Origin of the sequence: Lentzea sp. NPDC051213, assembly GCF_044455585.1 — a bacterium.
Classification (GTDB): domain Bacteria; phylum Actinomycetota; class Actinomycetes; order Mycobacteriales; family Pseudonocardiaceae; genus Lentzea.
Window position 1 is genome coordinate 103117 of record NZ_JBITEX010000002.1, and the last position, 13485, is coordinate 116601.

Annotated in this window: 14 protein-coding genes; 9 read left to right on the forward strand and 5 right to left on the reverse strand. The window is 68.6% G+C overall.

Annotation, left to right across the window (positions count from 1 at the left end; all coding sequences use genetic code 11):
• Positions 1 to 5 precede the first annotated feature (5 nt).
• The 5 genes from ACIA8G_RS07270 (at position 6) to ACIA8G_RS07290 (ending at position 4782) form a co-directional block, all read left to right on the forward strand.
• Positions 6 to 824, forward strand: coding sequence for an ABC transporter permease (locus tag ACIA8G_RS07270; RefSeq protein WP_396417416.1), 819 nt, complete (start codon positions 6 to 8; stop codon positions 822 to 824).
• Complete coding sequence (locus ACIA8G_RS07275; RefSeq protein ID WP_396417417.1) at positions 821 to 1777, forward strand: ABC transporter ATP-binding protein; 957 nt, start codon at positions 821 to 823, stop codon at positions 1775 to 1777. Before ACIA8G_RS07270 ends, ACIA8G_RS07275 begins: the two co-directional genes overlap by 4 nt.
• Positions 1770 to 3104 carry a GH1 family beta-glucosidase gene (locus tag ACIA8G_RS07280; RefSeq protein ID WP_396417418.1) on the forward strand — a complete coding sequence of 445 codons (1335 nt, stop codon included), beginning with the start codon at positions 1770 to 1772 and terminating at the stop codon, positions 3102 to 3104. The genes ACIA8G_RS07275 and ACIA8G_RS07280 overlap by 8 nt, the downstream gene beginning before the upstream one ends.
• A 210-nt stretch (positions 3105 to 3314) precedes the next feature.
• Positions 3315 to 4574 carry a lysine N(6)-hydroxylase/L-ornithine N(5)-oxygenase family protein gene (locus ACIA8G_RS07285; protein WP_396417419.1) on the forward strand — a complete coding sequence of 420 codons (1260 nt, stop codon included), beginning with the start codon at positions 3315 to 3317 and terminating at the stop codon, positions 4572 to 4574.
• Between the two features lie 13 nt (positions 4575 to 4587).
• Entirely contained in the window at positions 4588 to 4782 is a 195-nt protein-coding gene (locus ACIA8G_RS07290) for an MbtH family protein (RefSeq protein ID WP_396417420.1), read from the forward strand.
• Here the strand turns inward: ACIA8G_RS07290 and ACIA8G_RS07295 are convergent.
• A complete protein-coding gene (locus ACIA8G_RS07295; RefSeq protein WP_396417421.1) occupies positions 4772 to 5452 on the reverse strand; it encodes an SDR family oxidoreductase in 681 nt (226 codons plus the stop codon). The two genes, ACIA8G_RS07290 and ACIA8G_RS07295, sit on opposite strands and share 11 nt — an antisense overlap.
• On the reverse strand, positions 5449 to 6267 hold the full coding sequence (locus tag ACIA8G_RS07300; RefSeq protein ID WP_396417422.1) for a hypothetical protein: 819 nt from the start codon (positions 6265 to 6267) through the stop codon (positions 5449 to 5451). The genes ACIA8G_RS07295 and ACIA8G_RS07300 overlap by 4 nt, the downstream gene beginning before the upstream one ends.
• Before the next feature lie 64 nt (positions 6268 to 6331).
• On the opposite strand from ACIA8G_RS07300, the gene ACIA8G_RS07305 reads away from it, so the two are divergent.
• Genes ACIA8G_RS07305 through ACIA8G_RS07315 form a run of 3 tightly spaced genes read left to right on the forward strand, consistent with a single transcriptional unit; the run spans position 6332 to position 8228 of the window.
• Complete coding sequence (locus tag ACIA8G_RS07305) at positions 6332 to 6697, forward strand: GntR family transcriptional regulator (RefSeq protein WP_396417423.1); 366 nt, start codon at positions 6332 to 6334, stop codon at positions 6695 to 6697.
• Entirely contained in the window at positions 6697 to 7572 is an 876-nt protein-coding gene (locus ACIA8G_RS07310) for an ATP-binding cassette domain-containing protein (protein WP_396417424.1), read from the forward strand. Before ACIA8G_RS07305 ends, ACIA8G_RS07310 begins: the two co-directional genes overlap by 1 nt.
• Entirely contained in the window at positions 7569 to 8228 is a 660-nt protein-coding gene (locus ACIA8G_RS07315; RefSeq protein WP_396417425.1) for a hypothetical protein, read from the forward strand. Before ACIA8G_RS07310 ends, ACIA8G_RS07315 begins: the two co-directional genes overlap by 4 nt.
• Before the next feature lie 4 nt (positions 8229 to 8232).
• Here the strand turns inward: ACIA8G_RS07315 and ACIA8G_RS07320 are convergent, their stop codons facing one another.
• Positions 8233 to 8691, reverse strand: coding sequence for a hypothetical protein (locus ACIA8G_RS07320; RefSeq protein ID WP_396417426.1), 459 nt, complete (start codon positions 8689 to 8691; stop codon positions 8233 to 8235).
• Positions 8688 to 9524, reverse strand: a complete 837-nt coding sequence (locus ACIA8G_RS07325) for a DUF1996 domain-containing protein (RefSeq protein WP_396417428.1) — start codon at positions 9522 to 9524, stop codon at positions 8688 to 8690. The genes ACIA8G_RS07320 and ACIA8G_RS07325 overlap by 4 nt, the downstream gene beginning before the upstream one ends.
• 305 nt (positions 9525 to 9829) lie before the next feature.
• Between ACIA8G_RS07325 and ACIA8G_RS07330 the strand changes: the two genes are divergently transcribed.
• Positions 9830 to 11533, forward strand: coding sequence for a discoidin domain-containing protein (locus ACIA8G_RS07330; protein WP_396417429.1), 1704 nt, complete (start codon positions 9830 to 9832; stop codon positions 11531 to 11533).
• Here the strand turns inward: ACIA8G_RS07330 and ACIA8G_RS07335 are convergent.
• Entirely contained in the window at positions 11517 to 13445 is a 1929-nt protein-coding gene (locus ACIA8G_RS07335) for a hypothetical protein (protein WP_396417431.1), read from the reverse strand. The two genes, ACIA8G_RS07330 and ACIA8G_RS07335, sit on opposite strands and share 17 nt — an antisense overlap.
• Between the last annotated feature and the right edge of the window lie 40 nt (positions 13446 to 13485).

Consider the following 13485-nt stretch of genomic DNA (forward strand, 5'->3'; position numbering starts at 1 on the left):
CTCCGATGAACTTCAAGACGAAACTGGGCCTGGGCATCCTGGCCTTCTTCACGCTGATCGCGGTGATCGGCGAGTGGGTCGCGCCGTACGACCCGTCCCAGATGAGCGAGGACCTGCTGTCGCCGCCGTCGGGCGCGCACTGGTTCGGCACGACCATGACCGGGCAGGACATCTTCTCCCAGGTGCTCGTGGGCACCAGGGGCGTGATGGTCGTCGGGCTGGTCTGCGGGCTGCTCGCGACCTTCCTGTCCATCCTGGTCGGCGTGACCGCCGGGTTCCTCGGTGGTGCGGCCGACGAGGCGTTGTCCATGCTGTCCAACGTCTTCCTGGTGATCCCGGCGCTCCCGCTGATCATCATCGTGGCCTCGATGCTGCCCTCCGCGGACACGGTCCTGATCGCCGCGGTGATCAGCCTGACCGCGTGGGCGTGGGGCGCGCGGATTCTGCGCGCGCAAACGATGTCGTTGCGGCGCAGGGACTTCGTGGAGGCCGCGCGGGCGTCCGGTGAACGGACCTGGCGCATCATCGTGTTCGAGGTGCTGCCGAACCTGCTGGCCGTCATCGGCTCCGGCTTCGTCGGCACGGTGATCTTCGCGGTCATGCTGCAGATCACGCTCTCGTTCGTCGGCGTCATCTCGTTGTCGACGTGGAACTGGGGCACGATCCTGTTCTGGGCGCAGAGCAACCAGGCGCTTGGCCTGGGCGCGTGGTGGTGGTTCGTCCCCGCCGGCCTGTGCATCGCTCTTCTCGGCACGGCACTGGCACTGATCAACTTCGGGATCGACGAATACGCGAATCCCCGGCTGCGGAAGGTGCGCGCATGAGCCCGGTTCTGGAGATCCGCGATCTCTCGGTCGACTACGGCAATCTGCGAGCCGTGCACAACGTGTCGCTCTCGCTGAACTCGGGCGAGGTCCTCGGCCTCGCGGGGGAGAGCGGCAGCGGCAAGTCCACTTTGGCCTATGCCGCGACCAGGCTGCTGCAGACGCCGGGACGCGTGCCGTCCGGCGAGGTTCTCTTCAAGGGCCAGGACCTGCTGACGCTGACCGACAAGCAGCTGCAGGTGCTGCGCTGGAACGAGATCGCGATCGTGTTCCAGGGCGCGATGAACGCCCTGAACCCGGTGATCTCGGTCGGCACGCAGATCGACGACGTGCTGCGCACCCACCGGCCGGGGATGAACCGGCAGGAGCGGACCGCGCGCGGCCGCGAACTGCTGTCTCTGGTCGGCATCCCGGTCGACCGGCTGTCGTCGTACCCGCACCAGCTCTCCGGCGGCATGCGGCAGCGCGTGATGATCGCGATGGCGCTGGCGCTGGAACCCGAGATCGTCATCATGGACGAGCCGACCACGGCGCTCGACGTGGTGGTGCAGCGGCAGATCCTCGGTCAGATGATGAGGCTGCGCGAGACGCTGGGCTTCTCGATCATCTTCATCACGCACGACATCTCGCTGCTGGTCGAGTTCTCCGACCGGATCGCGATCATGTACGGCGGCCGGATCGTGGAGGAGGCGCCGGCGGCGGAGATCTACCGCGCCGCCAAGCACCCGTACAGCCAGGGCCTGCTGTCGTCCTTCCCCGCGTTGCGCGGCCCGCGCCGTGAGCTCAAGGGCATTCCCGGCTCGCCTCCCGACCTGCGGTCGATGCCGTCGGGCTGCCCGTTCCACCCCCGTTGTCCCCAGGCGTTGGACGTCTGCGGCCAGGAGATGCCGTCGCTCGATTCCGTCGAGGCACGCCGTCGCGTGGCGTGCTGGCTGGAGGAGGCCCATGTCTGAGGTGACCGCCGGGCTGCCGGCCGACTTCTTCTGGGGCGTCGCGACCTCGGCCTACCAGATCGAGGGTGCCCACGACGAGGACGGCCGCACTCTGTCCATCTGGGACACGTTCTCCCGGCGGCCGGGCGCGGTCGCGAACGGCGAGAACGGCGACATCGCCTGCGACCACTACCACCGCATGCCCTCCGACGTGTCGATGATCGCGCGCCTGGGCGTCGACAAGTACCGCTTCTCCATCTCGTGGCCCCGCGTCCAGCCCGGTGGCCGCGGCCCGGCCAACGCCAAGGGACTGGACTTCTACTCGCGGCTCGTCGACGAGTTGCTGGAGAAGGGCGTCGACCCCTGGCTCACGCTCTACCACTGGGACCTCCCGCAGGAACTGGAGGACGCCGGCGGCTGGCCGCACCGCGACACCGCCTACCGCTTCGCCGAGTACGCCGCCTTGGTGCACGAGGCGCTGGGTGACCGCGTGCCGATGTGGACGACCCTCAACGAGCCGTGGTGCTCCGCGATGCTCGGCTACGACACGGGCAGGCACGCGCCGGGCCGCAAGAACTTCGGCGAGGCCATGCGCGCCGTCCACCACCTGTTGCTCGCCCACGGCCTGGCCTCCCAGGAGCTGCGCTCACGCGGGGTCACCTCGCTCGGCATCACGCTGAACATGGGCGTGTCCACGCCGGCTTCCGACGACCCGCGCGACGTCGACGCGGCCCGCCGCGCGGATGGCCTCGGCACGCGGATCTACATGGATCCGCTGGTGCACGGGCGGTATCCGGAGGACGTGCTGGTCGACATCGCCGCGCGCGGTGCCGAGATCCCGGTCCGCTCCGGTGACCTGGAGATCATCTCGACGCCGATGGACGTCGTCGGCGTGAACTACTACTCCTCGCACGTCTTCAAGGCGACCGATGACCCGGCCGCGCCCGAGGTGGTGCCGCAGGGCCTGCCGGTCACCGCGATGGGCTGGGAGATCGTGCCCGAGGGCTTCACCTCGTTGCTGGTGCGGCTGCACCAGGACTACGGCGTGCCGATGGTCATCACCGAGAACGGGGCGGCGTTCGACGACCTCGCCGTCGAGGACGGGTACGTCGCCGACGTGGATCGGGTCGACTACCTGACCACGCACATCGCGGCGGTCGCCGAGGCGGTGCGCAAGGGTGCGGACGTGCGCGGGTACTTCGCCTGGTCGCTGATGGACAACTTCGAGTGGGGCTACGGGTACGACAAGCGCTTCGGCATCGTCCGCGTCGATTATGAGACGCAGGAGCGCACGCTGAAGCAAAGCGCGCAGTGGTACCGGGAGCTCATCACCAGGTCCCGCTTGTAACGCGGTTCGTCGCAAGTCTTCCGGCCCGGTCGTTGTGGATTTCTGCGCCCCCACAGCGATCGGGCCGGTTCCATGTCCAGGGGTGATGGCTCGAGTGGCACTGGAGTGACCCGCAGCGGCGTAGATCACGTCCGAATGTACTAGCTAAGGCATACCTTAGTTAAGTTAGGGTTACTTTACGCCGCCCGCCAGTGCCACGAGAGGACCGCGATGGAACCGGTGTTAGACCTGGCCGGAATCGGCTTCGGCCCGTCCAATCTCGCTCTCGCGATCGCGGTCGAGGAGCACGAGCGGCCGGTGCGGGCCCGGTTCTTCGAGAAACAGCCGCGGTTCGGCTGGCACCGGGGGATGCTCCTCGAGGACGCCACGATGCAGGTCTCGTTCCTCAAGGACCTCGTCACACTGCGCAACCCCACGAGCACGTTCAGTTTCCTGTGCTATCTGCGGGACCGCGGGCGGCTGGTCGACTTCGTCAACCACAAGAACCTCTTCCCGCTGCGCAAGGAGTTCCACGACTACTTCGAGTGGGCGGCCGAACGGGTCGGGCACCACGTCTCCTACGGCGCCGAGGTCGGTGAAGTTCGCGCCGACGGCGACGGCTTCGAGATCACGGTGGGCGAGGAGCGGGTCAAGGCCCGCAACCTGGTGCTGGCGACCGGGCTGGAGGCGAGCCTGCCGGACGGCATCGAGACCGGCGAGCGGATCTGGCACAACCGCGACCTGCTCACGCGCGTCGGCAGCCTGCGGGACCCGCGCCACGTCGTCGTGGTCGGCGCCGGGCAGAGCGCGGCCGAGGCGGTGGCGTTCTTCCACGACCGGTTCCCCGAGACCGAGGTGCACGGGGTGTTCGCGCGGTACGGGTACAGCCCGGCCGACGACAGCTCGTTCGCGAACCGCATCTTCGACCCCGAGGCGGTCGACGAGTTCTACAAGGCGCCCGAGGACGTCAAGCGCAAGTTGATGGGCTACCACGCCAACACGAACTACGGCGTGGTCGACCAGGACCTCATCGAGGAGCTCTACCGGCGGGTGTACCGCGAGAAGGTCCTCGGCAAGCAGAGGCTGTTGCTGCACAACACTTCCCGGCTCACGGACGTGAACCCGGACGGCAAGTGCGTCATCGAGTCGCTGGCGGACGGCGGCCAGTTGCCGATCGACGCCGACGTGATCGTCTACGCGACCGGGTACCGGCCGGCGAACCCGGTCAGGCTGCTCGGTGATCTCGCCGCCCACTGCGAGCGCGACGAGCACGGCCGGCTGCAGGTGACCCGTGACTACCGCGTGGTCACGACCAAGGAGATCCGCGGCGGGATCTACCTGCAGGGCGGCACGGAACACACGCACGGCATCACGTCGTCGCTGCTGTCGAACACCGCGGTGCGCGTCGGAGAGATCCTGGACTCCGTTCTGCGCAGGCCCGCGGTGGCACCGAAGCGGCACGTGGTGCCCGAGCTCGAAAAGATCAAGTGAGAGGACCGCTGTCATGACCAACCCGTTCGAGGACCCGCAGGGCCGGTTCTTCGTGCTCGTCAACGAAGAGCAGCAGCACTCGCTGTGGCCCGTGTTCGCGGAGGTGCCCGCCGGGTGGACCAAGGTCTTCGGCGAGGACAGCCGCGAGGCGTGCCTGTCCTACGTCGAGGCGAACTGGACCGACATGCGGCCGCTGTCTATCCGCTGAGGTAGTCGGCGAAAGTGCGCTTTCCCACCGCGCGGCCGGGAGTCAGGTTCCCGCCCGCGCGGTAGGCGCGGTACGTCGCCCCTGGTGCCTTCAACGGCACCAGCGTGCGCCGCTTTCCCTTGGCATCGAGGTAGATCCGCGCCAGGTCGATCGCCTCGCGGACCTCGGGGCCGCCCATCTCCCCGGCGATGCCGGCCGGTGCGGCCTGAGCCAGTGCCGCGAGCTCCAGGCCGACCTCGGCCTCGTCGACCGGCTGGAACCGGAAGGCCGGCACCAGCATCAGCGGCAGCTTCGACGAGTTGTCGAACATGCGCAGCAGCAAGGAGTGGAACTGCGTGGCCCGCAGGATCGTGTGCGGCACACCGGAGTTCACGATCAGCCGCTCGGCCGCGTGCTTCTGCTTGTAGTAGGGGAGCGGAACCCGGTCGCAGCCGACGATCGAGATGTAGACCAGGTGTGCGGGCTTGGCCGCCAGCACCGCGCGGGCCATGTCGACCTCGCGGCGGAACGACGTCGCGCAGTGCACGACCACGTCCGCCCGCAGCGCGCCCGAACCCGTGCCGCGCAACAGGTCCGTGCCGGTCGAGCGGGAGACGGCCTTCGCTCCCGGCAGCGCGGCGACCACGTGCCGGCCGAGTGCGCCGCTGCCGCCCGTGACGACGAAGGTCATACCTCCACCCGGATCCGGTGGTAGTAGGCCAGCACCACGGTTCCGGTGACCGCGGCGACCGCGCTGATCACGAGACCGGCCTGGCTCAGCCCGCTCATCCCGGTGCCCTCGCCGAGGAGCTTGATGCCGATCCAGGCCGCGACGATCGGGTTGACGACGGTCTGCCCCGCCACCACGAGATCAGGTGGCCCGGCCGCGTAGCCGAGTTGGATGAACCACGCCCCCGCCAGGAAGGCGATCACCAGCCCGGCCAGGGAGAGCCATTCGATCGTGGGCAGTGTGGTCGTGACGTCGCGGACCAGCACGGCGACCAGCCCGTACGCGACTCCGGCGCCCACGGCGAGCGCCAGTGCACGCACCGCACCGGCTGAGAACGTCGCCACGACCGTGCACACCAGCACGCCCGCGACCACGAGTTGCCCGGCCTGCAGCGCCACCTTCGGTGAGACCTCGGTCGGCACGGCCTCGCCGGCGGTGATCGTCACGAACACCACGATCCCGGCCGTGGCCACCAGCACCGCGACCGCGAGCAGCCCGGTGAGCCGGCGCGCCCGCGCCACCGCGATGATCGGGATGGCCAGTGCGTTCAACGGCGCGACCACCGACACGGGTGCCAGTGCCAGCGCGACGATCTGCAGGATCGCGCACGCGAACAGCACCAGGAACCCCTTGACCCACCGCGGTGACGACACGAGCCGGTACGCGGAAGTCAGCTTCAGGCCGGCCAGCTCACGCACGCCGGCGTGCTGCCACATCGCGCCGAGGGCACTGCACCCGGCGGCGAGCACTGCGCACAGGATCGCGATCCCGACCACGTGCTCAGCGTACGCCGATGGTGCTATGGTTCATTACATGAGTAACGAACCAAGGAAGTAAGTCATGTTCGACGACCGGAGCCCGATCTACCGGCAGATCGCCGACCGGATCAAGGCGGACGTGCTCAGCGGGGCGTTGAAGGCGGACGAGCAGGTCATGTCGACCAACCAGTACGCCGCCTACTACCGGATCAACCCGGCCACCGCGGCGAAGGCCTTTCAGCAGCTCGTGGACGAAGAAGTGCTCTACAAGAAGAGGGGGATCGGGATGTTCGTGAGCACGCAGGCTCGCGACATGCTGCGGGCACAGGGGAGGGAGACCTTCTTCGGTGAGGTCGTGGACCCGATGGTCGCGGAGGCGCGCGCCATCGGCATTCCGCTCGCCGAGGTCATCCGCCGCATCGAGCAACACGAGAACGGAGCCGTGTGATGCGCGTCGACGTCCAGGGTTTAACGGTGCGCTACGGCAGCGTCACCGCGATCGACGACATGAGCTTCTCCCTGTCCGGCAACAAGATCTACGGGTTGCTCGGCCGCAACGGTTCGGGCAAGACCAGCCTGATGTCCGCGCTCGCCGGTTTCCGCAGGCCGATCGGCGAGGTCCGCGTCGACGGCGAGCCGGTCTTCGAGAACCCGCGCACGATGCAGAACGTCTGCCTCGTCCGGCACAGCCCCGATGCCGCGGACAAGGGCGACCGGGTCCGCGACGTGCTGAACTACGGCAAAGCGTGGCGCGACAGCTGGGACCACGCGTACGCGCTGGAGCTGGCCGAGCTGTTCAAGATCCCGTTGAAGGGCAAGGTCGGCGAGCTCTCGCTGGGCAGGCGGTCCGCGCTCGGTGTCGTGATCGGCCTCGCCGGCCGGTCGCCGCTGACGATGCTCGACGAGTCGCACCTCGGCATGGACACGCCGACCCGGTACGCGTTCTACGACACGCTGCTGCACGACTTCATGGCGCACCCGCGCACGATCCTGATCTCCACCCACCTCATCGAGGAGCTCGGCTCCCTGCTGGAGGAGGTCGTGATCATCGACCAGGGCCGGCTGGTGCTGCAGGAGGACGCGGACACGTTGCGGTCGCGGGGCACCGAGGTCACCGGCCCGGCGTCCGATGTGGACGAGTTCACCGCGGGGCTGACGGTGCTGAGCCACAAGTCGTTGGGCGGCACCAAAGCCGCGATGGTCTACGGCGCGCTCGGCGACGCGCAGGTGATCCGCGCCCGGCAGCTCGGGCTCGAACTCGGCCCGATCGCGCTGCAGGACCTGTTCGTGCACCTCACCGAACCTGTTGGGGGACTGCGGTGAAGATCTTCCGCTTGCTGACCGCGTCGCTCGTCCTGTTCAGCGCGATGGTCGCGGCCGGGGTGTTCGTGTTCGCCCTCGTGGTCACGTTCGCCGTCTCGGCCTTCCGCGGCATCGAGATCAGCGCCTGGAACCTGGTCATCGCGCAGATCGCCCGCTGGTATCTCCTCTTCGTGGGCGTCTACGTGATCCACAACGTGCTGCCGATCGCCGTCGCGCACGGCCGCACCCGCCGCGAGTTCCTGGCCGCCACAGCGGGTTTCACCGTCGTGGTCGCCGCGGCGATGGCGCTCCTCGCGTGGCTCGGGTTCGTCGTCGAGGGCGGTCTCTACGCGCTGATGGACTGGCGTGCCGACGAACACGGCTCATTGGCCGGGATCTTCCTGATGTTCCTGGTGTGGTGCGGTGTCGGCGCGTTCATCGCGGCGGCGTTCGACCGCTTCGGCGCGGGCGGACTCCTGTCGGTGCCGATCGGCCTGGTGCTGGTGGTCACGACGGGCGTGCTGATCCCGGGGTCGGGCGAGCTGCCGTTCATCCGCACCATTCCGGCCGTGCTCGGCACCGGGTGGTACGCGGTGTCGCTGCTGGCCTGGCTGGTCGCGCTGGCGGGGACGTGGGCGATCGCACGGGACATGCCGATTCGTGCCCGAGCCGCGTGACAGGTCAGCTGCCCGCCAGCTCCGCGGTGCGGTGACGTTCCATCAGCGCCACGACCTCGGCGGTAGGTGGGTGCGTGATCGCAGTGCGGGCGGAACGGACGACCTCCAGCGACTCGGTGAGATGCGTGCGCACGAACTGGTCCAGCGCGTCCGGGCTGGTCGCCGCCAGCTGGATCTCCGCGTCGGTCGGCATGCCCGGCATGTCGTGCCCGGCGTGCTGGTTCACGTACGGCGCGTCCAGCAGCTTGCGCAACTCCGCCAGCTCGGTGTTCCGGTTCGCGGTGAGCTCCGGCCTGCCCGCGTGCTCCAGCAGCTTGAGCGCCTGCTCGTCGGTGGCGATCGCCAGCTCGACGAACGCGCGTTCCGTTGCGCCGTAGGAGTTCTGGGCCTGCGGAGGTGATGCGGCCGGGGGAGGTTCCTGCTGGCAGGCCGCGAGAAGGCCTGCCAGCAGGAGGACTGTCACCCGTGATTGCCGGCGTGGTCGCACTTGATCACCACGTTGAGACAGTTGCGGACGCGGCGCTCCATCTCGGCGCGCGGCCACACGTTGAAGAAGTCGCCGTGCATCGTTTGTCCTGTGCCGGAGGACAACCTGAGTCCGGCCGTGCTGCCGTTCACCGGATACCGCAGCACCATCCGCAGCTTCGGCACCGACACCGGGTGGCTCGACGGGCAGCCGCCCGCGACCGGGTAGGTCATGTGGGACTTGTGGTCGGCCGAGTCGAGGTTGCGGCCGTCCCAGCACTGCGGGAAGTCCAGGTAGGTCTCCAGCATCGTGCCGGCCGGGCACACCACGAAGTTCTTCGACGGGTTGACGTGCCCCGCGTGCAGGCACGACCAGCGCGCGATGCTGTCGGCATCACCCGTGGCCTTCGAGTTGCCCGCGACGATCTTCAGCCCGTACGGCGTCGGCTGGATCGCTCCCGGGTTGTTCACGCCTTCACCGAGGTAGTAGAAGGTGACCCCGGTCGCGGCGATCGCCGTGTTGTTCCGGTACAGCGTCGGCACCCAGTACGAGGAGATGTCCGAGACCGGGTTGCAGTTGCCCGTCTGGCCCTCCAGAGACTGCTGGGTGGAGCGGGCGTTCGTCGAGTGGTTGCCGAAGAAGTCGTGCAGGTGCGAGGCGCCGGCCAGGTTCGGCAGGACGATCGGGTCGTCCGGGAGCCGGTGGCTGAGCGGGCACTCCGCGAGGAACTCGGCGACCCGAACTGGTTCTCCTTGCGCCGCAACGGGAATGCTGAGCATTCCCGCTGTCAGCGCGATGGCGGCCGTGATGTGGAACAGAGGCTTCCTCATTGAAGCTTCCTCTCCGCTGTTGGGGTGTCCGTGCGTACCGCCCAACCGCGGTACGCACGGACGCCTTCGGCCCGCGGTGAGGTGGAGACAGGACCCTCGGGCGGCGGACCGGGAATGCAGGGGTCTGGGAGAGCGCTCTCACGCAATTCGAGCATGGCCCAGGCCGCAATCTGCAGTCAATCCGCAAGAAACGTTCAGTAGTACCGGTTTTCTTGACACGGCAGGCTTGCTGCGGCGACGCTCGGTCGTGCCCCAAGGGGAGAGAGCGCTCTTACGCCGTCCGTTCTCCAGCCCCAGGAGCACCCATGTCAGGAAGCCTTCAACGCGGAAGACTCCCACTCCTCGTCGCCGCGGTCCTCGCGGCCGCCACGATCACGCCGGCCCTGGCCGCCGGTCCACTGCTCTCCCAGAACCGCCCGGTCACCGCCTCCACCAGCGAGAACGCCGTGTTCGTGCCGGCCGCGGCGGTGGACGGCGACCTCGGCACCCGCTGGTCCAGCGCGTTCGGTGACCCGCAGTGGATCCAGATCGACCTCGGCGGTTCGGCCAGGGTCGACCAGGTGACCCTCGCGTGGGAAACCGCGCACGCCAGATCGTTCACCCTCCGCATCTCCGCGGATGGCAACACCTGGCAGGACCTGCACAGCACCACGACCGGTCCCGGCGGCACGCAGACGCTCCCGGTCACCGGCACGGGCCGGTACGTCCGGCTCGACCTCACCGCGCGGGCGACTCAGTGGGGTTACTCGCTGTGGGAGTTCCAGGTGTTCGGCACCCGCGACGGCGGGAACGCCGAAACCCTGCTCTCGTACGGCAAGGCAGGAGCGGCGTCGACCTCCCAGGACGACGCGAACTGCGGCCAGTGCCTGCCGGCCAAGGCGTTCGACCGGGACCCGGCCACCCGCTGGGCGACCAGCTCCACGACCGGCTGGGTCGATCCCGGCTGGATCTCCGTCGACCTCGGCGCGCCCGCGACCATCTCCAAGGTCGTGCTGCAGTGGGATCCGGCGTTCGCCACCGCGTACCGGCTCGAGGTGTCGGACGACAACGCGAACTGGCGCCAGCTCTACCAGACCACGACGGGACGCGGCTTCAAGGAAACGCTCACGGTCAGCGGGACCGGCCGGTACGTGCGGATGTTCGGCACGGCCAGGTCGAACGGCTACGGCTATTCGCTGTGGGAGTTCCAGGTCTACGGCACCGGGGGCAACCCGACACCGGCACCGCCACTGCCGCCGAACCCGTCGTTCCCCGGCCGGCTGGTGTGGGCGGACGAGTTCAACGCGCCCGCGGGCAGCGGACCGGACGCCGCGAAGTGGCAACCGGAAACCGGACCGGGCGTGAACAACGAACTGCAGTACTACACGAACAACAACAACGCCCGGCACGACGGCAACGGCAACCTGGTCCTGCAGGCGCGCCGGGAGGTGACCCCGGGAAGTGCCTGCCCGCCGGACCCGATCAGCGGCAGCACCACGTGCCAGTACACGTCGGCGCGGCTCAACACGCACGGCAAGTTCAGCTTCACCTACGGCCGGGTCGAGGCGCGGATCAAGGTGTCCACCAGCCAGGGCCTGTGGCCCGCGTTCTGGCTGCTGGGCGCGGACTTCTTCGACAAGCGCACGCCGTGGCCCAACTGCGGCGAGATCGACGTCATGGAGCACGTCGGCCGCGAGCCGAACCGGGTGTACTCGACCCTGCACGCGCCCGCGTACAACGGCGCGGGCGGGTTCGGGCAGCCGCTCGACCTGAGCAACCCGGCGGCCGCGCAGTTCCGCACGTTCGCCGTCGAATGGGACTCCAGCCACATGACGTTCAGCGTCGACGGCTCCACCTTCTTCACCGTCGACCGGAACCAGCTGGAGTCCACCCGCGGGCCGTGGGTCTACGACCACCCGTTCTTCATCATCATCAACAACGCCGTGGGCGGCGACTTCCCCGGCCCGCCGGGGCCGGGGACGCAGCTGCCGCAGGACATGGTGCTGGACTACGTCAGGGTGTTCCAGTGATCGAGATGCCGGCGGGCGGTGAGACGTCGAACGCCTCGCTGACCGCCTCGACCTCGATGCTCGCGGTCTCCCCGGCTGCCAGCGGGATCGCGGGCACGAAGTACGCGTCGTTCGTGGTGCCGCCGAGGAAGATCCGTTCGCTGCCGGTCCACTTGTAGACCCGGTACTGCCGGACCGCCCCCGGCGCTCTGGTCCAGGTGAGCCGTGCCGACACCGTCGTGGCGTTGGTGCGGCTCACCTGCTCGACCTGGACACCGGTCGGCGCCACCACCGGGGTCAGCACCGGGTCCAGGACGCCGATCCGGCCGATCAGGGCGGTGACCGCAGCACCCGGCAGCACCCGCAGGGTGATCTCGGTCAGCGTCGCACCGGAGTGCTCGCCGAGCGGGAACACGCTGCGCCGCCACGCACCGCTGACCCCGCCGAGGTCCAGCACCTTCTCGGTCGTGCCGATCCGCAGCACGGCCTGCAGCCGCGACGGGCCGACGCCGGTGCGGTGCACGATCTCGAACTGGCTGCGCCCGGTCAGCCGCAGCGACGTCGCGAACAGCCGGACGTCGTTGGCGGACACCGGGGTGCCGGTGATCTTGAGTGCGGTGCCGCCGTCGTACGGCTCGTCCCAGTCGAGCGACGGCACGACCTTCGTGCCGGTGCCCGTGACGCTCCACCGCCACGTCGGCAGGACGTCCTGCAACGACAGGTTGTTCCACGCCTGCGTCGACCGCACGCTGCCGCCGATCGCGAACTTCTTGCCGTGCCCGGTGTTGAAGTTCGTCACGAACGGCAGCGAGGTGATCGGCGTCAGCTCGGTGATGTAGTGGGCGATGCCCTTCCAGTTCGCCGTCGTCGTGGTGTTGGCCGGGTCTCCGTTCGGACCGACCCAGAACCTGTTGTCGCGGGCGTAGAAGTCGGCGGGGCTCGCCGACGACTTGAACGTCCACTCAGGACGGTAGAAGCCGAGCGAGGTGACGTGCGGCTTGCCCTCGGGGAAGACGGAGGTCCAGCCGATGTTCGTGTTGTAGCCGCTGGCCTCGACGTCCACCCCGGACGCGAGGTCGTACGGGCTGCGGCCCATCTGCTTCGCGAGCGCGGCCGAGTTCGCGAGTCCCTGGGAGCTCCACCAGAAGTTCATGAACATCTCGTCGGACTGCTCGAAGAACATCCGGTTGCGCGCCGTCAAAGCGTTCTGCCAGGACACGCTGCCGGAGTCGGTCATCGCGTCGTACCAGATGACCCGCAGGCCGCTCTTCTTCATGTAGACGATGAAGTCGCGCATGTCGTTGGCGAGCTGGGTGTTGCCGCCGGCGGTCTCCTGGTTGAGGAACCAGCCGTCGAACCCGTAGTGCCGGGCGACCTGGATCATCTTGTCCGCCACCGGGAACCGGTCGCCCTCGCGCTTGACGAAGTCGCGGACCCACTGGATCTGGCCGCCGTACGCGGTCGGCGGGAGGAACACGTTGCCGATCACGCGCACGCCGTTGCGGTGCGCGGCGTCGGTGACGGTCGGGTTCGGCGCGAGGATCAGGCCCTCCGACGCCGAGCCGCCCCAGAACACGAGTTCGTCGATGTACTGCCAGTAGTTCGTGGCGTAGTAGTTCATGTCGAGCGCGCCCTGCGCGGGGTTGTTGCTCGTCGGCGCGTACGCCACCAGTGCCTGCACGCGTGCCTCGGCGGGGTGGGCGTGCGCGTTGGCGGGTCTGGCCGGGACGACGCGTTTCGCGAGCGGCACGGTGCTGCGGTTGTACTTGGCGTCCCTGTCCGTCGCCGGATCCCAGTTGAGGATCGTGGCCGGGTGCCAGTACGACGCGTACGGCTGCGCGATCGCCTCGGTGGCGGACGCGGGTGTCTCGGTCAGCAGACTGGTGAGTGCTGCGGTCGAGCTCAGAACGAGGAACTGTCTCCGAGTGGGCACTCGATCACCCTTGTGCGCCAGTCGATTCGACGCATACCGC

Coding starts and splice junctions, on each gene's coding strand:
- ACIA8G_RS07270 (WP_396417416.1), top strand. CDS start 6: ATGAACTTCAAGACGAAACTGGGCCTGGGCATCCTGGCCTTCTTCACG.
- ACIA8G_RS07275 (WP_396417417.1), top strand. CDS start 821: ATGAGCCCGGTTCTGGAGATCCGCGATCTCTCGGTCGACTACGGCAAT.
- ACIA8G_RS07280 (WP_396417418.1), top strand. CDS start 1,770: ATGTCTGAGGTGACCGCCGGGCTGCCGGCCGACTTCTTCTGGGGCGTC.
- ACIA8G_RS07285 (WP_396417419.1), top strand. CDS start 3,315: ATGGAACCGGTGTTAGACCTGGCCGGAATCGGCTTCGGCCCGTCCAAT.
- ACIA8G_RS07290 (WP_396417420.1), top strand. CDS start 4,588: ATGACCAACCCGTTCGAGGACCCGCAGGGCCGGTTCTTCGTGCTCGTC.
- ACIA8G_RS07295 (WP_396417421.1), bottom strand. CDS start 5,452: ATGACCTTCGTCGTCACGGGCGGCAGCGGCGCACTCGGCCGGCACGTG.
- ACIA8G_RS07305 (WP_396417423.1), top strand. CDS start 6,332: ATGTTCGACGACCGGAGCCCGATCTACCGGCAGATCGCCGACCGGATC.
- ACIA8G_RS07310 (WP_396417424.1), top strand. CDS start 6,697: ATGCGCGTCGACGTCCAGGGTTTAACGGTGCGCTACGGCAGCGTCACC.
- ACIA8G_RS07325 (WP_396417428.1), bottom strand. CDS start 9,524: ATGAGGAAGCCTCTGTTCCACATCACGGCCGCCATCGCGCTGACAGCG.
- ACIA8G_RS07330 (WP_396417429.1), top strand. CDS start 9,830: ATGTCAGGAAGCCTTCAACGCGGAAGACTCCCACTCCTCGTCGCCGCG.